Genomic DNA, 18,776 nt, shown 5'->3' with positions numbered 1-18,776 from the left:
CACTGGAGTATCTTTTCTATAATACGCCAGCTAACTGCTTTTCCTGCTTTTCTATTGGTGCAGAAAGTGCTGTTTCTAAATCAGCACAGCCTAATCTTTCTTCCAGAATCTTCATTACTTCTCGGCCAAAGTCATTGGGATTTTGTCGCCAAGCTTGTAAGCAGACTTCACCGAAGAAAGAACCAAGGGGTTCAGGGTTCCACAACAGTTTTTTCGCTGTCCAGGGCATCAAACTCATGGGATTATAACCCGGTTGGAGAATACCTTGTTGAAATGCGTATTCTTCCAGGTGGGTATGGGGTTGTAGCCCAATGAAAAAGATAGCAGGTTCAACTTTATCAGCGCCAAAAATCCGTTCTAATTCTCGATGGTAAGCAATAGTTTGGCGGATAGTTTCCGGACGTTCATCAATGACATTAAAGGAGTAGTTGACAGAAACTATGTCATTGAAACCGGCGGCTTTTAAATCTTGGCAGTTTTGCAAAACGGTACGCAGGTTGTAACCCATACGCATTTTGCGAACTAATTCTTGGGAACCACTAGTGATACCGATTTCAAAATAGTTCATCCCGGTTTTCACCATCAACTCACACAGTTCTGGTGTCAAGTTGTCGGCCCGAATATATGCAGCCCAGTGGATATCTGTCATCCCAGAAGCAACGATTTTTTGCAGCAGTTCTACTGCATCATCAATGAACTTCCGCGCGGGGATAAATTGAGCATCAGTAAACCAGAAATTGCGAATGCCGCGATTATACAATTGTCTGATTTCTGCGACTACTTCATCACTAGGATTAATTCGTACCTGCTTACCTTCCACAACGGTATACACACAATAGCAGCAGTTGTGTGGACAACCACGTTTTGTTTGCACACCAATGTAAAAATCTTGTTCTTGCAGGTAATAGTTAAATTCTGGCCAGATAGTTTCGATGTAGTCGTAGTTACAGGCTGTTTTTTCTAAGGGGGTGGGTTGTTCGTGAATTAACCGTTCTCTGGGTTTAGCCTCTCCTACCACATAACAGCGTTCATCTCGAAATTCTTGACCAGATAAAAATTTGGTTAGGAGTGTTTCACCTTCACCAACAGAGATAATGGTGTCCTTAGGTAAGCTTTTACCTAATTGTTCATAAAAAACACTGACTGCACCACCGCCAACTATTGTCCTCGCTTGGGGATGATATGTTTGGGCGCGTTTCAAACCCCGTTTAATTAATCCGGTATTTCGCCATAATTCCACATAGTAAGCGATGAATATTCTCAATCCACCTAATGCACCCCGTAATTTAATCAGGGGGTTTTTAGCATAGTAAAATTCAAAGGCGTTTTGCAGGGGATTTCCACCACGTCCACCTACAGGAGCGTAGATTTGAATATCACGCCAAGAAAATACTAGCAATGTAGGTTGAAATTCATCAATACAGCGATCTAAGGCAGAGGCATAATCTAAGGGTGGAACTGTACCCAAATCAAAGATGCGCTGTTCGATGTTGGGAAATAGTTTGTGAACGTGGTCAGAAAGATAAACAACCCCAATGGGAAAAATGGGGTTACAGGGAAGGCGAACATAGAGAATTTTATTGTCAGTCATAGGTATTTGATCTGCCATCTTGCCTTGGTGGAAATTCAGACGAGTATCTCCGGGGGAAATTCAAAATTCAAAATGGCAAAAGCAAGTAAATCATGCTTTTCAGCAATTTTGAACAGTGGTTTGATTTCGACCACACTCCATTGAGAGAATTATCTAGTGGTGGAGTGTTTGTTGGTTGTGGATTTGCTTGCTCATGATTTAGCTTGACATTGACACCAATAATTGATATGGGTCAGGCTCCTATGAACAAAACCGGGAAAGATGAAGATGGGGTTGCATAAAATTATGCTTGGTTATGGATTGATATATTTTATGAAGAAATTTTTCATATAGATTTACCATAACATCGACTTTATTCATTTAGGGATGGAGATGACCGACAAAATCTCAAAATCTATTGTCTATAATGTATTTTTCTAGAAGATGTTGCTTTCTTTAGCAAAATTTTAGAAAATAAATATCTCTTTGGCTAGAAATAATGCAGAAATTTTCAGTTGGTAGTCGGAGTTACAGCAACTGGGGATCATCGGATGCTAGCGTGGCTTGTGTAATGTAAAATTGTGGCGTAAAAGCTCCTCAGCAGTTATGGCTCAAATATTAGATCCTCTACCACCGGAGCATTCGGGGACAACTCTCTGCTGCTACGTCAATGCCACGAATAAAATCCAGGTGGCTCGCATCTCCAACATTCCTAACTGGTACTTTGAAAGGGTTGTTTTTCCTGGACAAAGGCTGGTTTTTGAAGCTCCAAGAGAGGCACAAATGGAGATTCACACGGGAATGATGGCAAGTGCTATTTTATCGGATACTATACCGTGCGATCGCCTTGCTCTTAGTGAACTGAGCAGTGATGGGGGTGACGAAGACCCAAAGTCAGAAATCAGTCTGAACAACACCAGTATGATGGTGTCTGAAATTAATACAGATATGGAAGATACCACAAAAACTATACAAATCCCTGAATTAGCATCTGTTGAATAACAAAACAATGTTGATTAATATTTGGGTTGCTGAATACAGCAACCTTTTTTATTGATTATGCTGAATTTTGATATTTTGGGTATAAATTTTTGATGTATAAAGTTTGATGATGTTTTTTATCAATTTTGTATGAGTGGTTGTAGATAATTTTTAAATGGACATAGGGCGAATATGATTAAGTTATAGCAGGTGACAGTTAACAGAGGAAGTTACAGAAGCTACAGAAGTTACAGAATAATTAATGCGATTGCTGCTGAATTCTTGCATTTTTCAACTCCTATTTAGTGTTATTTAATGTCCTAACCGCTCTGTCCATTGTTATATATTCACTTAAGTAATTTTCCATTTTTAATGTTCAATTTATGCACCTACCTTCTTTTATCTGGTTGTGGAAAATCGCTGCTTGGTCAATGGGATTATCCCTGCTAGCATATCTATTTTTAGCAATTACTGGGATTTGGATGGGAAGAATGAGAACTACAGGACAAAGTTCTGTCATCAGCAATCGAGATGAAGTGAGGTTGTTCCACTATATCATCGGCATTAGTATGGTGAGTTTAGTGTTGTTACTTTTAGCTATTGGTATTATTGGCACTCTCGGTCATTTTGGTTCTTTAGGGCATTCATCCCATTTAGCTGCTGGCTTAATAGTTGTTATCTTGGTATTAATATCTGCTGTTTGTGCTACCCAAATTAGTGCCAGCAAACCTTGGGTAAAATCGGTACATATTGGTTGTAATATTCTCCTATTTGTCGGTTTTACTTGGGTATCTCTCACTGGTTGGACTGTAGTGCAGAAATATTTACCTTAATTTGCTGATGAGTGAGGATAATGGCAATAATTGACCGCAGATAGACGCAGATAAACACAGATAAATATGGATAATTGTTTGAATTATGCGTTTGCTATTAGTCGAAGATGAACATGATTTAGGAAATACTATTTACCATGCTCTAATGCAGCGGGATTATATAGCAGATTGGGTAGAAGATGGAGAAACTGCTTGGGAATATTTAAACGCCGTACCGTTGAGGTATGAAGTGGCGATTTTAGATTGGATGTTACCAAAGTTATCAGGATTAGAATTATGTAAAAGATTAAGGTCTCAAAAAAATCAATTACCAGTCATGCTATTGACAGCAAGAGATAGCATGAATGACCGTGTAACTGGTTTAGATGCTGGTGCAGATGATTATCTTGTTAAACCCTTTGGGATGGAGGAGTTATTAGCAAGAGTAAGAGCTTTACAAAGGAGATCACCTAATTTTCAACCACCTCAATTAAAAATAGGTTCTTTAATGTTAGATTATGGTAGTTTTTCAGTGATTAATGTAGCTGGGAAAAACTATGCACCAATTGTCCTCACAGCTAAAGAATTTCAATTACTAGAATATTTCATGCAGCATCCGCAACAAATTCTCACCCATGACCAAATTCGTGCCAGACTATGGGATTTTGAAAGTGATAATGTGAGTAATGTTGTGGCTGCACAAATAAGATTACTCAGACGCAAATTGTTAGAATGTGGTTTTCCCAATGCAATTGAAACTATCAGGGGTTTTGGTTATCGTTTTTGTGGATAATGACCAATAATTCACTATTTCATCATTCTAGATTAAAATTAGCCCTTGCCTATGCTGGAGTGATGGGTTCAACTTTACTTCTGTGTGGTTATATTGCTCACATTGTGATGGTAAAAGCTTTTACTCGCACAGTTGATCGAGAATTGCAAATTTTTGGCAAGGTATTTGAGGTCAAACTCCAGCAAGATTTAAAAACTCCTGGAGAATTATCTATTAATACTCAAAAATCTCTACCTGGACTTTGTTTCCAGAAACAAGTTTGTTTACCCATCAAATCAGAGTCAGAGTTATCTGATTTATTAACCCAAGGATATTATCTCCGGTTTTTAAAACCATCGGGGGAAGTAATTGCAGCGATTGGCAATAATCCTGATGAATTTCCCTCTAATGTTTACCTAAATCATTCTTATGATATCAGAAATCGCCAAGGTGAGCTTTACCATTTACATTTAATACCTATAAAAATCAAAAATGGGCAATTGTGGGGTTATTTAGAAGTAGGACGCTCAATTCAAAAATTAAATGATTATATGAATAGTTTACATTTATTGTTAGGATTGGGTATTCCCTTTTCGATGATCATGATTGGTGGTACTGGTTGGTGGTTAGCAGGTTTAGCTATGCAGCCAATTGAAAAGTCATATCAACAATTACAACAATTTACGGCTGATGCAGCCCATGAGTTAAGAACGCCAATTGCATCTTTACAAACAATTGTCGAAACAAATTCTATTCCGCAAGCGACTCAACAATCACTTCAGAGGCAAGTAACAAGATTAGTGACATTGATACAAGATTTATTATTATTGTCTAAGCTAGAAAGTGGGACACAAGCAGCTAAATGGCAACAAATTTGTTTAAATGATTTGGTGACAGATGTAGAAGAAGAATTAATGCCAATGGCAATGGAAAAAGCCGTGACATTATCTATTAACGTTGCCGAAGAAAATTATTGTTATATTCAAGGTAATGAAAGTCAAATTTATAGAATGTTATTAAATTTAGTGAGTAACGCTATTAAATATACAGCCGCTGGTGGGCAAGTGCAAATTAATCTCACAACCAAGGATAAACAAGGAATTATTACCATCAAAGATACGGGTATGGGTATTCCTGTTGCTGATATTCCCCACATTTTTGAGCGTTTTTATCGAGTCAATGCAGATCGTTCTCGCAATACAGGTGGTTCGGGTTTAGGTTTAGCTATTGCTTTAGCCATTACCCAAACTCACAAGGGTAAATTAGAAGTCCAAAGTCAAATTGATCAAGGTAGTACATTTACTGTGACGTTGCCACTCGTTGCCACATTAAATAAATAACTTCTACTAACATAGATGTAATCATTGCTATAGCAGCTGCTATTGCTCCATTCAGACCTTGATTAATAGCAAAAGTAGCAACTATTAATAAAATTCCTGTTCCTAACAATGTAGAGAAGTTAACGTGACTGGTACGACTTTCGCTCACTAAAAAACCCTGTGTCGCATTTTGTAATGCTACAAATAATGGCACAATTATACAAATTGTCAGCACAGGTTTAATACTTTGAGCTAGGGTCAAATCATTACCGATAAAACTTTCAATGATGCGATCGCCCGCTGGTGTTACACTCATCAATAACAGTAAGCTCGAACAAACTGCACCTACACTGGCAGCAAAGGTTAACAGTTGGCGATCGCTAACTTGATGACGATATTTAATCACCATTTGTTGTACCATCCGGGTAGAATTGGCAATTACCAACACTAGTCCCCAAGCCGCAGACCAAGCTGCAATGGCAATTGTCCCATCTTCAGCACGCGCGAGGATACTAATTAATATAGCTCTACCTCCCCATACCACCATCATGGAATTAGCTAGGGGTAAATAGAATTTCCATACCTGGGGTAAATTGCGGGGTAAATTAGGTTTTGAGGCTGTTTCTGGTGGTAAGGTTGCACCAGACCATCTGGCAAAAATTGTCACCACAATAGCTTCCACTATCACTCCAGTGATGAGGGCAATTCCTGCTAGTACACCTCCAGAAATTTTGCAGAAAAAGCCGATTGTAAGCACTACAGCTAATGTGAATAACCGACAAATACTAGCTTTGGCGATAGCGTGGGACTGACCATGATAGATTAATAGTCCTTGAAAATAACGTCGCCAGGCGATCGCGAAAGGCCAACCACCCATGAGTAATAATACTTGACTAACTGTAGCTAACATAGCTGATGGAATGCCTAACAGTGTGACACCCACCACATTAAAAATCATTGGTAGTCCCAACAAACTTAATAAAAAAGTCAGTCCTCCACCTACCAACAATGTAAACTGCCACAATGCTTTACGTGAATCTTGAGTAGCAGCTAACGCATTAGCCGCATGGAGAATCATAATAATCGGACTCTCAAAAAATATCGCTAAGGATTTGGCCGTACCCACCGCTGCTAAATTAATTTGAGCATCAGGAAGATGAGCTAATGTAGTGGTCATCATCGGGTCACCACAAGCCATAGTCACATCACTCAGGGATAAAGGCAAAAACTCCCGCCATAAAGTCCCTAAATTCACTTTTGGAGATTGGGGTGCTTGTAATTTCACTTTACTTCTTGCTTACGATATTTAACGGTACAGGTGATAGATCACAAATAGCTGTAATGAGATTGGCATTGTTGAGAATATGGATATTTTGGGCTGTTAACCAATCGGCATTGTAAACTGTTTCTAAATAGCGATCGCCCCGGTCAGGATTAAGCAAGAGCATGGTTTGAGGTTGAGTAAACCTTTGGGCATCCGCTAAAGCAGCAGCCACAATTGCACCAGTGGAAGCGCCTAACAACATTCCTTCCTGTTTAGCTAAAGCATGACAAACTGAAAACGCCAACCTATCATCCACGCTATAAGCAGCATCTAACACTTGGGGGTCAAAATTGGGGGGAACAAAGGATAAACCCAGTCCAGTCATCTTATAGGGGTGTCTGGGTGTACCAAAAATTGCCGAACCAGCCACATCTACACCAATAATTCTGGTTTGGGGATAATGTTGTTTAAAATAGCGACTAATACCACCCAATTGTCCCGCAGTGCTGACTCCAATTGCGATCGCATCCGGTGCACCATGAAAAGCAGCTTCAATTTCTCGCGCTGTCCACAGTTCATGGGCAACCGTATTACTAGGATTTTTGTGTTGACAAGGATACCAAGCCCCAGGAATACTCGTTGCTAACTCCTGGGCCTTTGCCATTCTGGCCACCTGCATCGAACCTTGGGCATCAGCAGCAGTTAATGGCACTTCCACAAGTTCTGCACCATAAGCAGTGAGCATTCTTCGCATAGTTACAGGGGTTTTGGCATCAATCACAATCATTACCCTGTAACCTTTAGTTGCACCAACAATTGCTAACCCGATTCCAAAGTTACCAGAACTAGATTCAACAATTGTGCCTCCAGGGCTTAATAAACCTTGTTTTTCAGCTTCTGCCACCAGATAAGCGGCATTTTTTTCTTTAATACTGCCACCAGGATTACAAGATTCTAATTTTAAATATAAATGGTGATGCTGACAAATTGGATGGATTTTATTTAACTGGACAATGGGAACTTGACCTAATGCTTCTGTCACATTTGTCAATAGGGATGATGTTGGTAAGCCATTGCTGAGGGTTGGTTCTGGAGAGTAAATAAGCATTTTTATTAGCTCAATACTATTCATTTACCAACATGCCTACCCTAAATGAAATCAAGATGAAATAACTCCCCAGTCCCCATGACTTAATTGCTGATTAAAGCAATAGCATTGGTGTCATTATCCAATTTCCACCTACCGTCATTGGGTGATCAATACTTTTGTGTTTAGAATTAAAAAATAACTAGTATGAAAATCGAGCCGTGACCGTAAACTTAGCTGAAACTTCAACTACGACTTTTCGTCTATCACCCTTAATTCGCATCACCTTGTTGAGTTTATACTTAGCACTGACAATTCCTTTACCTTTTCTAGCCTCATTTACTGCTGCACCTACTCCCCCCAATTTGTTATGGGTAGGAATTAGTATTGGTTTTGTGGCTTTGTATGCAGTGTTGACAGAAAGAGTCATAGTTGATGAACAAACAATTCAAGTCACATACCCTAATTGGGTGCCGAAATTCTTTCGTAAAGGTTGGTCTTTGTCTTGGTCTGAGGTAAAAGAGTTAAAACCCCGGACTACAGGACAAGGTGGCATGGTTTATTATTTCTTGAGTCGAGAAGGAAAAGCTTATTTATTACCGATGCGTGTAGCTGGGTTTGCGCGATTAGTAAATATTGTTCAAGCCAAAACAGGGATTAACACTACAGATGTTCGTCCTTTAGCACAACCTTGGATGTATATGATTCTCTTTGGTTTTACTCTGCTGTTGCTATTAGTAGATGCTTGGACTATTAATGTAGCTGTTAATGGTAATTGGTAAACAGCTATGCTCAGGCTAGAGCAAGTTAATCTATACACACGCCTGAAATCTCAAAACCAGGGTAATCTGCCAGGATATCCGATTTTGCAGGATATTTCCTTGCAAGTCTCCCCAGGAGACCGACTGAATATTGTTGGTGCCTCTGGTGCAGGTAAAACTTCCCTCTTACGTCTAATTAATCGCTTAACTGAACCCACCAGTGGCAAAATTTATCTAGATAATCAGGAATATAGCCGCATCCCCATTCTGGAGTTACGTCAAGCGGTGACAATGGTGATGCAGGAACCAAAATTATTGGGGATGATGGTGGGGGAAGCCTTAGCTTATCCTTTGGTATTGCGGGGTATATCTAAGCAAATTATCCAAGAAAGAGTTAATTATTGGCGAGAACAATTACATATTCCCGAAGCTTGGTTAAACAAGACAGAGGTACATTTATCTTCTGGGGAAAGACAACTTGTAGCGATCGCTCGTGCCTTAGTCATCCAACCTCAGATTTTACTACTAGATGAACCCACATCAGCCTTAGATATCGGTACTGCTGCTCACCTCATCCACATCCTCACCCAACTACCTCACACCCACTCCATCACCATTGTGATGGTCAATCACCAACTAGAGTTAGCCGCAGAATTTTCTACCCGATTATTACACCTTCATCAAGGTCAAATATTCACAAATCAACCAGCTACAGAAATTAATTGGCAACAGCTAAAAACCCATCTTAGCCAGGTAGAAGCACAAGCAACAGCCGAATGGATCTAAAGCAGGTGTAGGGGAACCCTGGAAAGTCTCTCCCCTCCCACCTGTGTCCCGTTAACTGGTTTGGGTTGTTAAAGTAGAGCGCTGATTAGTAAATCTCTCCTTCACTAGCTTGGTTGGTGATGGAGGAATATTAGAATTCAAAATTTCCATGTTAAATCGGTATCCCACATTGCGAATCGTCTGGATTAAGCTGGGTTGACGCGGATCTAGTTCCACCTTTTTCCGCAGCGATAATACATGAGTATCAATGGTACGGGGATTATCAATTGCGTCCGGCCAAGCACGACGCAACAACTCTGACCTACTCAAAGGTACTCCACCAGCTTGCGCTAAAACGTACAGCAAACTAAATTCCTGGGGTGTCAAATCAATAAATTCCCCTTGAAACCTCACACGGCGCTGTACCAAATCAATTTGCAAGGTGCCATAATCTAAATAAGCAGGGGCAGTCGGTGTCCGCTTACGGCGAATTAGTGCCTCTACTCTAGCTAAAAACTCTTGCATTCCAAAAGGTTTGCTTAAGTAATCATCTGCTCCCGCTTTTAAGCCGGCAACAACATCAGCTTCATTACTACGAGCAGATAGCATTAAAATCAAAGGTTGCTGCTGGCGGTGCAACCAACGGCAAAATTCAATGCCATCGCCATCTGGCAAGTCAGCATCCAGAATGACTAGAGTTGGTTGATGGCTTAGAAATACTTCCCTTGCTTGATAAATACTGGCGGCTTGATGCACTCGGTATTCCAGTTGTTGCAAGTGCCAACCCAGCAACGACCTCAGATGGGGATTCCCCTCAACGATTTCAATACAAACCGAACCCACAGTGGTAAGACCCCTTAGCGTCGATGAATTTCAAATTAACAAGCTCATGCTCTATGTTTTGTAGCTTTTGTTACTTGAGAGGGCAATAACTTTACATTCATTCCTACAAAAACTTGCAGAAAATTTAATTTATCCTTTACCTACAGCGTAAATAAAAATTTCCTTAAATTTTTGTTAGACTTTATCCAGGAGCAGATTGATCATGCTATTTGCTTCTAGACTGTTGTTAAGCTGTTAAATGAGACAAATTGAGCAAGCTGTAACTGACAACTATTGTACGCCCGATTCCTTAGCTGATCGGATTTTGAACAGCTTGTACTCCGTAGCCGTAAACAATTCAACTGAGTAGGAAACTGAAGGAATTATAAAAATAGCATACGGAAACTATAATATTTCCAGTTTTATGCAATAGGATCTAATTAAGTTTCTAGACTATGGGGGGTCTAGCCCAAAGTAACAATCTTGACTTAGGCGTTCATACTTAAAAAGGGAAGTTATACTTCACTTTTTAAAGTGAATAATTTACAATTCTCATTCCAAAGAGACTAATACAGCAGTTATGCTTCAAGACACACAAACCATTCGCTATTACCAAAGACTCACCGACGCCTTCGTCGAGCTATGGAATCGCGGTTATCGTATGGATGATATGCGGATGTATTTGGATGGATATCTAGCCGCACTGCGACATAGTAATGCCATTGAACCTTATCTGATCCATCGTCTAGAGGAAGAAGCTAGCCGTTACTTGTACGATGCTTCTAATTTTGCAATGGTACAACCTGAACCACAACCAGACTACTACTAGATACCCTCACAGGGATGAAAGGTGACAACCGTTAATACCGCAGGTCATTATAGCATATTTTCTGTATTGGTCAACGGGGTATAGCGGCATAAAATTTTGGGAATAGTGCATATCGATTTTGTCCCCTCAGTTGTTTGACACTGAGGGACTTTTGATTAGTGGGTAAATCAACAATTGCGGGGTGATGGTTTGGCTAAAAACTTTCAGGATATTGATGAGCACCCTAACGCTGTTTTTCCATCCTATTGCCTAAGGAAAAATAGTCAAGATGAAATATCTTTCCAGTCCCTAAATATGTTTTAATTGCAGCAATTTTGAACAATGGTTTGGGTCGTTGCTCAGAATTTTGTGCAAAATTTGGTAAACTACTGTTAATTTTCTGTTTGCAGTTATATTTTTATTAATGTAATTTATGTGTTATGTCATGAAACATTAAATAAATAAAAGATTTTCATTTTAATTGGTATCCAGTTTTACTGAAAAATCTTGGTATAATCTAGACTAATGTGATTTCATGAAGATTCTATACAAGTTGTTTTAATTATTTTATCGGTTTCAATTATTCGTTTTTTCTATACATACATATTCCAATAGGTAATTGAGCTATTAATTGTTTCTTAATATTAAGTTCAGTAAATAGATTAGTTAATAATTCACTTAGGAGGAGACGGGATTGATCTATTTTCGCGTCTTAATTAAATATTGTAACTGGAAACATCTAATCCCTATTTGAAATTTGATAGTCATAGCTGGCTGTTGCAAGAAAGCTAATATATCAAGTTTTTGTCAGACCAGAATTGCAATTTCTCCATCAACATGGTGGCTATCCATCGCCCAGCTAACCATGATTGATATGAGTATTTCTTCCCATAAATTTATTCATTAATTATAGAGTATGATTAAAATTCTTGACTCCACGTTGAGAGAAGGAGAACAAACTCCCGGAGTGTATTTCTCTCCAGAAGCCAAGTTGACTATCGCCGAATTTTTAGATGGCATCGGTGTGGATATTATCGAAGTGGGAAATCCAGCAGTAGATGTAGAAATTCATAAATCAATTACTCGCATTGCCAAAGCTGGATTCAAAGCCAAAATAGGTGCTCATTCATTATGCCGCATTGATAATGTCCAAAAAGCTATTGATTGTGGAGTTGATTTTTTAGGCGTATTTTTTAGTGTTTCTACTGCTAGATTGCAGAAAGATTATGATATCAGTTTAGAAGCAGCTACTGACAAAATAGCTCATGTGATTAGTCATGCTAGAGAGCAAAGAAAAGATTTATTAATTCGTTATACACCAGAAGACACGGTGCGATCGCCTATTGAGAATGTGGTGAAAGCTGCAAGTGCAGCTATTCAAGCAGGGGCCAACATCATCAGTATTGCTGACACAACAGGTTATACCAGTCCTTTCCATCCCCAACGCAGCATTTATAATATTGTCAAAGTCCTCAAACAAGAACTAGCACAACTGGATTTACATCCCCAAATAGAGGTGCATTGTCACAATGACAGAGGTTTAGCCTTAGCTAATGCCCTGGATGCCTACAGAGCAGGTGCTGATATTATTGATGTCACAGTCATGGGTTTAGGTGAAAGAGCAGGTATTGTTGACCTAGCAGAACTGCTCATTAATTTAATTGATATGGTAGGAGAACAAACCCACTGGCAATTGAATTACTTAAAAGATTTATATGATTTCGTTAGTGATCATGCCCATATTCCTATTCCCCCTCACCATCCAGTAGTTGGGAAGAATGCGTTTACCCATTATGCCGGAGTCCATGTCAAAGCTATTGCTAAAGATGAAAAACTCTACCAAAGTTTAAATCCAGAAATTCTCGGTCTCAAAAATAACTTAGCATTAGGAATGCAATCAGGTTATACAGCAGTGGAACTAGCTATTAAGCAGATTGGCAGAGAAGAACTGGCTGAAAATAAAGAGTTAGTAGCCAATATTCTCCAAGAAATTAAAGTCATTGCTAAACGAGGAACACCAATTGATATCGAAACAGAATTACCAGAAATTATAGACCGTTGTACAATTAAACACCTAATTACTAATATGATGTCTGGCTAATTATGGGAAATTACCGAGAGGCAATTGATGAGAATAGAGGCGAATATGCAGCTAGGAGGCAGAAACATTTAAGATATAAAGACTGCAATCGCAAAAATTTAATTGGTTCATCTAGATGACATGGTATTAACATCAAAAAACCAGGAAGAACAAGCTCCAAAAATTCAACAAAATCCCAAAAATTCAGGTAAATGGTGGGCAATCCTGGGAATTAGTATAGGTGTATTCATTTTTGCTTTAGATGTATACATAGTCAATCTTGCCCTACCAATTATGGTGGACTCGCTCCACACCGACTTTACATCGATTCAGTGGGTGGTTTTAAGCTATTTGCTAGCGATCGCTATTTTTGTCATGAGTGCGGCAAAATTAGGTGATATGTGCAGCAAAAAGTATCTGTACATGATTGGTATGATACTTTTTAGCATTAGTTCACTCTTGTGCGGACTTGCACCTAGTATAGGCTTTTTAATCGTTTGTCGTGTACTTCAGGGAATTGGTGCGGCTTTCCTCTCTGGACTAGGAACAGCAATGATAGTCGAAGTCTTTCCCCCAGAAGAACGAGGACTAGGACTAGGAATTAGAGCAGGTGTATTTGGCTTGGGTATCATGTTAGGCCCTAGTGCTGGTGGGCTATTAATTGGTTTGGGAGGTTGGCCATTAATCTTCCTAATTAATGTCCCCATTGGGATTATCGGCACCTTAATTATTGCTTATCTAGTTCCTGCGACCACTGTAAACAGCAGCAAAAACAGCTTTGATGTCTTGGGAACAATCATTCTCACCATCACCTTAACTGCTTTTACCTTGGGTATTACCTTATTTCAGAGGGAAGGATTCAATTCTTTCTCAGCCATGATTTTATTGATTTTAGCTGGTATCTCCTTAGCTGCTTTCTTAGTGGTAGAAGCTCATTCTTCAGAACCAATGCTAGATTTGCGAATCTTCAAATCTTTAGAATTTAGCTTGGGTTTAGGATTGCGATTTTTAGGCAATTTTGTCATGGCAGGAGTAATTTTTATTCTTCCTTTTTTTCTCAACTTAGTTCAACACTATTCTACAGAACAAGCAGGTTTATTATTAGCTTTACCACCGATTTTGATTGTCATGACGGCTCCTGTAGCAGGTCTTCTCTCAGACCGCTTTGGTCCCCGCATCATTAGCCTCATCGGACTGGTATTAATGGCCATTGGTTGTTTCTTCTTCAGTACCTTTGATACTAATTTCACCTTAGTGAGCTATATCATTGCCATTATTCCCTATGGTTTGGGAGTAGGTATGTTTCAATCTCCCAACAACAGCGCCATTATGGGGGCTGCACCTAAAGATAGACTAGGAATTGCCTCAGGATTATTGTCATTATCCCGGATATTAGGACAGACCGCAGGTGTACCTTTGGTAGGTGCATTATTTTCCTTTGTCACCATTACCACCGCCCATCTTGCAGTTAATATTGATGTTACCAATGCACCTGTAGAAGCATTAGTTTTTGGTTCACAAATGACCTTTCGTTTCGTTGCGGGTTTGTTATTAATGGCAACAGTGATGACGCTGAGTTTGTGGTGGTTACAGGAGACTAAGTTACCCATTTTAAAATTAAGAAAAGCCCCTGAAAATTAGTTGTAAATTAATTGACAAGGGCCATAGAACCAGAAAAACTTTTATCGCTTGTGGTGATTAGGAAGCTAAAGCAACTTCTACCTTTTCTTGTAGCTCACCTTTTTGATATAACTCGATCAAAATATCAGAACCGCCAATAAATTCACCATTAATATAAACTTGGGGAATTGTTGGCCAATTAGAATATTCTTTAATGCCTTGGCGAATTTCATAATCATCCAAAACGTTGACGGTCTCAAAGGGAATGCCTAAAGAGTTGAGAATCTGTACCACATTATTAGAAAAACCGCATTGAGGCATTAATTTAGTGCCCTTCATGAACACTAAAATTTTATTGGTTTTCACCAAGTTATCAATTTTGGTTTGGAGTTCTGGTGTCATGACTGTTTATTTCCTTGTTGCTGATAGTAAATACAGTTTTTAGAGTTTGATCTGTGAATGAGAGATGATGACTATTCAATCTCCAATCGAAAAATCACTTTGTTGCTTCCCACACTTCGGGAGTATATGTTTTGAGAGCCAAGGCATGAATGGCTTCGGTGGACATAGCTTGTCGCAAGGCACCATAAACTAACTGGTGTTGTTGTACCAGTCCTTTGCCTGCAAACTGCGATGAAACTACTGTCACCTGATAGTGGTCTCCACCACCAGTCAAGTCTTGTACTTGAACCTGAGCATCTGGCAGTTCTGCCTTGATCATTGCCTCAACTTGCCCCGGACTAATCATCGCAATTCCTAAAAACTCACTTCTCTATTATTAGCAAAGATGTGGCAGGTACAGATTCTTGCTAGAGTTACCATAGATTGCCAATAAATATAGCAGGTGACAGTTAACAGGTGACAGGTGACAGAAAGAGAGGAGAAGATGGGGAGAGGGGGAGGAAAAAGAAGATATTTCTCCTTGTCTTCCTTTTAGGCTGGAAGAGAATAAGGTATAAGTGTAATGGAACACCAACGGTAAGGCATATGTACCATTGGTGGGGGGTATTTGTTCGTAACAAGGGAATGAGACTAGATATTATTATTGGGATGAAGTAGAAGAACTGCTAGTTTGTCGGGGGTAGGGTGCATCAACAAAACCTAATTCCAACAATTGTTGATATGCTTTTTTCCCTAATTCCCTAGTGGGGTTTTGGCTTTTGATAATTTGCACTAACAAAGGAACTGCAAATTCAGGTTGATTGAGTGCCCGGTGTACTAAAGCTAGTCGATAGGTGGCTTCATCACGAAGTTGGGCAGTTTCTAAAGCTTTTTTGCGTTGAGAATCGGAAACTCTGTTATCAATGCCGGAAAAGCTAGAGTTAAGGTCTTGATAAAAATTAGATAGCTGATTAAACAACTGACGTGCTTCTTGCAGTTTTTTCGCAGCTACATCATATTTTTGTCCAGCTACAGCATCGTCAGACTCTTTGAGGAGACGTTGACCACCTTCAATGCTTAAAATACTGTTGCTGGGAGTAGAAGGGCGAAGAGTGTTATCAGCAGGCTGACCTTGAGCATGGACAGGAGACAGGAGTCCTAACAAGGTAATAATTGACAAGCAAGTGTAGCGAATGACGGGAGAAGCAACGTTCATGGGATTAATTAATGCAATGATCTCAAAATGTGTGGAAACTTCGGGTATCTTAACTCTGTTTGTGCATCAGATAAAGCAAAGTTTTAAATCATCAGTTTATCTGGTTTCTCTGATTTAGACTGGAAGTTTGTTAAATAGAGTTCCCATTGCCCCTGCATAATCTTCTCATCATTCCCTATGAGCGATCGCATCACTTCCTCGGATTTTCCCAACTCTGGTGTTTCCATCAGTAAGCAAGGATTGGTTTTGCAACGTGGTGGTGAAGAGTTGATGTTAGAAAAGACCGCAAATCGGTTTACTATCCGCCCCAGTCGTCAGCTGTCTTCTGCCCAGCTATCTCAGATTACTTGGGGTGTGTGGCGACAAACTGTTCCCCAAGCCCAATTAGAAATATTTACCACGGCTCCGGCTCAATTGGAAATGGCGATGGAACAGGCCCGGGCCGATGGGAGGGTGGCTTTTGCCAGTCATGCCTATCAACTCCAGAATCATCCCAGCACATTTGTGTATCTGGGTGATGAAATTACAATTCAATTTGCTACTTGGGTGGATGGCAATAAAATCAATGCCATCGCCTCTATGCACAATTTAACCCAACAGCAACCCGTTTTGGGGTTAACAAATACTTTTGTCTTTTTGGTAACTAAACAGGCAATAGAAAATCCCATCAAAATCACCAATCAGTTACAAAGATTGCCAGAGGTTTTAGCGGCAGAACCGAATATCCTCATTCAACAGGAACCCCACTACAAACCCAGTGATTCCCTCTATACCCAACAGTGGTATCTCAACAATAACGGTGGTCATCAATTAGGTGTCAGTTCCCATATTTCTGTAGAAGGTGCTTGGGACATTACTCGTGGTGTCCGTTCTGTGGTGGTGGCAGTGGTTGATGATTCCTTTGACCTCAATCACCCAGATTTTCAAGGTAATGGCAAAGTAGTAGCCCCCAGAGATTTAAAGGAAAACGATTTTTTACCTTTACCCAAGGAAAAGGAAAGTAGCCACGGTACAGCTTGTGCGGGATTAGCTGTAGCGGAGGAAAATGGTCAGGGTATCGTAGGAGTTGCCCCTGGTTGCGCGTTGATGCCCATTCGCACCACAGGCTTTTTAGATGATAAATCCATTGAATTGATATTTGATTGGGCGATAGCTAAGGGTGCCAGTGTAATTTCCTGTAGCTGGAGTGCATCTTCTGTCAAATTTCCTTTATCTTTACGCCAGAATGCAGCCATTACCCGCGCTGCCACCCAAGGTAGAAATGGAAAAGGTTGTGTAATTGTCTTTGCCGCAGGTAACGCTAACCGTCCCGTTAACGGCGTTGTCAATGAGCAAAATTGGCCCAAAAACATAGTTAATGGTAATACAACCTGGTTAAATGGCTTTGCTGTCCATCCTGATGTGATTGCTGTAGCTGCTTCCACCAGTTTGAATAAAAAAGCCGCTTATAGTAACTGGGGCGAAAATATTTCTGTGTGTGCTCCCAGTAATAATGCTTCACCAGCTATGTGGTTTCAAGAAGTTGGGTTTGTGCAAAGTCAACCAGCGATCGCTTCCCGTCTCTACGGATTAGGTATGTTAACTACTGATCAAATCGGGGCAGCTGGTTATCATCCTGGCAACTTTACCAATAACTTTGGTGGGACTTCCAGTGCTACACCCATTGTCGCCGGAGTTGCGGCCCTAGTCTTATCTGCCAATCCTAATTTGACTGCCAAACAAGTAAAACGCATCCTGGAAGAAACAGCAGACAAAATCGTTGACTATGACCCAGACCCCCAACTAGGGATGCGTGGCGGCACTTACAATCAAAATGGTCATAGTATCTGGTTTGGTTATGGAAAGGTCAATGCCGCGAAGGCAGTGCAAGCTGGACGCAATTTACAAACCGCCAATGCCAGCATCAGCAACCAAATACAAGGCCAAAATGACAATGCCCTAGCCATTCCCGACTATAATCTCCAGGGAGTCAAAAGTGCGATCGCCATTAATGAAACAGTCAGCGTTGCAGATATTCAAGTCAGTGTCAATATCACCCATGATTTTTTAGGTGATTTAGAAATTTATTTAATTGCCCCCAATAATCAACAAGTTTTATTACAAAATCGCACCTTAGGGCGACGGACAAAATTACAAACAACATACACCATGCGATCGCACCCCGTCCTCAAACAATTATTATCTGTATCTACAAGAGGTCGTTGGCAATTAAAAATCATCGATTATTCGCCCCAAGATATTGGTAAACTCAACCGTTGGTCATTAGTGATTAATTACTAAACCAGCACCATCAGACACAATCATCAAAGGCATCACTAACTACCAAATTCACTCTGTTTGAGAGTAGCTAAAATCACAACAGTATGCCAAAAGCATAGATTACTGTCGATATAGTGAGGCCGTAAACTTTTTCAACATAAACACCCCATACTAGATATAATTTCCTATAAGTTGAAAAAACTCTAAAGATTTAGCGTAAACATTACGCCTGTCTAAAACTGACTAGCTGACAAACACA

General features: G+C 40.0%; 17 protein-coding genes. 10 read left to right on the top strand and 7 right to left on the bottom strand.

The window, feature by feature from the left end; translation table 11 throughout:
- Nucleotides 1–16: 16 nt before the first annotated feature.
- On the bottom strand, nucleotides 17–1,591 hold the full coding sequence (locus tag H6G73_RS05240) for a photosystem II high light acclimation radical SAM protein (RefSeq protein WP_390839213.1): 1,575 nt from the start codon (nucleotides 1,589–1,591) through the stop codon (nucleotides 17–19).
- A 585-nt stretch (nucleotides 1,592–2,176) separates the two neighbouring features.
- Between H6G73_RS05240 and H6G73_RS05235 the strand changes: the two genes are divergently transcribed.
- The 4 genes from H6G73_RS05235 (at nucleotide 2,177) to rppB (ending at nucleotide 5,475) form a co-directional block, all read left to right on the top strand.
- Nucleotides 2,177–2,572, top strand: coding sequence for a DUF1830 domain-containing protein (locus H6G73_RS05235; RefSeq protein WP_190601953.1), 396 nt, complete (start codon nucleotides 2,177–2,179; stop codon nucleotides 2,570–2,572).
- Nucleotides 2,573–2,934: 362 nt separating this feature from the next.
- A complete protein-coding gene (locus H6G73_RS05230; RefSeq protein ID WP_190601951.1) occupies nucleotides 2,935–3,384 on the top strand; it encodes a DUF4079 domain-containing protein in 450 nt (149 codons plus the stop codon).
- Between the two features lie 85 nt (nucleotides 3,385–3,469).
- Nucleotides 3,470–4,156, top strand: a complete 687-nt coding sequence (gene rppA / locus H6G73_RS05225; RefSeq protein ID WP_190601949.1) for a two-component system response regulator RppA — start codon at nucleotides 3,470–3,472, stop codon at nucleotides 4,154–4,156.
- A complete protein-coding gene (rppB, locus tag H6G73_RS05220) occupies nucleotides 4,156–5,475 on the top strand; it encodes a two-component system sensor histidine kinase RppB (RefSeq protein WP_190601947.1) in 1,320 nt (439 codons plus the stop codon). Before rppA ends, rppB begins: the two co-directional genes overlap by 1 nt.
- Here the strand turns inward: rppB and H6G73_RS05215 are convergent.
- Together H6G73_RS05215 and H6G73_RS05210 are read right to left on the bottom strand one after the other, a co-directional pair.
- Nucleotides 5,435–6,739 (bottom strand): hypothetical protein, encoded by a 1,305-nt coding sequence (locus H6G73_RS05215; protein ID WP_190601945.1) that lies wholly within the window; start codon nucleotides 6,737–6,739, stop codon nucleotides 5,435–5,437. The genes rppB and H6G73_RS05215 overlap by 41 nt on opposite strands.
- Before the next feature lies 1 nt (nucleotide 6,740).
- On the bottom strand, nucleotides 6,741–7,826 hold the full coding sequence (locus tag H6G73_RS05210) for a PLP-dependent cysteine synthase family protein (RefSeq protein ID WP_190601943.1): 1,086 nt from the start codon (nucleotides 7,824–7,826) through the stop codon (nucleotides 6,741–6,743).
- Between the two features lie 200 nt (nucleotides 7,827–8,026).
- Here H6G73_RS05210 and H6G73_RS05205 point away from each other — a divergent pair, with 200 nt between their 5' ends.
- Entirely contained in the window at nucleotides 8,027–8,587 is a 561-nt protein-coding gene (locus H6G73_RS05205; RefSeq protein WP_190601941.1) for a hypothetical protein, read from the top strand.
- Between the two features lie 6 nt (nucleotides 8,588–8,593).
- On the top strand, nucleotides 8,594–9,352 hold the full coding sequence (locus tag H6G73_RS05200) for an ABC transporter ATP-binding protein (protein ID WP_190601939.1): 759 nt from the start codon (nucleotides 8,594–8,596) through the stop codon (nucleotides 9,350–9,352).
- Between the two features lie 51 nt (nucleotides 9,353–9,403).
- Here H6G73_RS05200 and H6G73_RS05195 read toward each other — a convergent pair whose 3' ends face one another.
- Nucleotides 9,404–10,174 (bottom strand): response regulator transcription factor, encoded by a 771-nt coding sequence (locus tag H6G73_RS05195; protein ID WP_190601937.1) that lies wholly within the window; start codon nucleotides 10,172–10,174, stop codon nucleotides 9,404–9,406.
- 559 nt (nucleotides 10,175–10,733) lie between these two features.
- On the opposite strand from H6G73_RS05195, the gene H6G73_RS05190 reads away from it, so the two are divergent.
- From H6G73_RS05190 to H6G73_RS05180, 3 genes are all read left to right on the top strand, one after another.
- Nucleotides 10,734–10,982 (top strand): DUF6761 family protein, encoded by a 249-nt coding sequence (locus H6G73_RS05190; RefSeq protein WP_190601935.1) that lies wholly within the window; start codon nucleotides 10,734–10,736, stop codon nucleotides 10,980–10,982.
- A gap of 895 nt (nucleotides 10,983–11,877) precedes the next feature.
- The gene (locus H6G73_RS05185; protein WP_190601933.1) at nucleotides 11,878–13,062 is read left to right on the top strand and encodes a LeuA family protein; all 1,185 of its coding nucleotides are present in this window, start codon (nucleotides 11,878–11,880) and stop codon (nucleotides 13,060–13,062) included.
- Between the two features lie 120 nt (nucleotides 13,063–13,182).
- The gene (locus tag H6G73_RS05180; RefSeq protein WP_190601931.1) at nucleotides 13,183–14,682 is read left to right on the top strand and encodes an MFS transporter; all 1,500 of its coding nucleotides are present in this window, start codon (nucleotides 13,183–13,185) and stop codon (nucleotides 14,680–14,682) included.
- Between the two features lie 57 nt (nucleotides 14,683–14,739).
- Here the strand turns inward: H6G73_RS05180 and grxD are convergent, their stop codons facing one another.
- From grxD to H6G73_RS05165, 3 genes are all read right to left on the bottom strand, one after another.
- The gene (gene grxD / locus H6G73_RS05175; RefSeq protein WP_190601929.1) at nucleotides 14,740–15,063 is read right to left on the bottom strand and encodes a Grx4 family monothiol glutaredoxin; all 324 of its coding nucleotides are present in this window, start codon (nucleotides 15,061–15,063) and stop codon (nucleotides 14,740–14,742) included.
- 94 nt (nucleotides 15,064–15,157) lie between these two features.
- On the bottom strand, nucleotides 15,158–15,409 hold the full coding sequence (locus H6G73_RS05170; RefSeq protein WP_190601926.1) for a BolA family protein: 252 nt from the start codon (nucleotides 15,407–15,409) through the stop codon (nucleotides 15,158–15,160).
- Between the two features lie 294 nt (nucleotides 15,410–15,703).
- A complete protein-coding gene (locus tag H6G73_RS05165) occupies nucleotides 15,704–16,258 on the bottom strand; it encodes a hypothetical protein (protein WP_190601925.1) in 555 nt (184 codons plus the stop codon).
- A 177-nt stretch (nucleotides 16,259–16,435) separates the two neighbouring features.
- Between H6G73_RS05165 and H6G73_RS05160 the strand changes: the two genes are divergently transcribed.
- Entirely contained in the window at nucleotides 16,436–18,538 is a 2,103-nt protein-coding gene (locus H6G73_RS05160; RefSeq protein ID WP_190601923.1) for a S8 family serine peptidase, read from the top strand.
- The last annotated feature ends 238 nt before the right edge of the window (nucleotides 18,539–18,776 follow it).

The sequence above is a fragment of the Richelia sinica FACHB-800 genome (assembly GCF_014698825.1).
Lineage (GTDB): Bacteria > Cyanobacteriota > Cyanobacteriia > Cyanobacteriales > Nostocaceae > FACHB-800.
The sequence above is the reverse complement of the archived record's forward strand: the minus strand, read 5'-3'. Positions and strand labels throughout refer to the sequence as shown.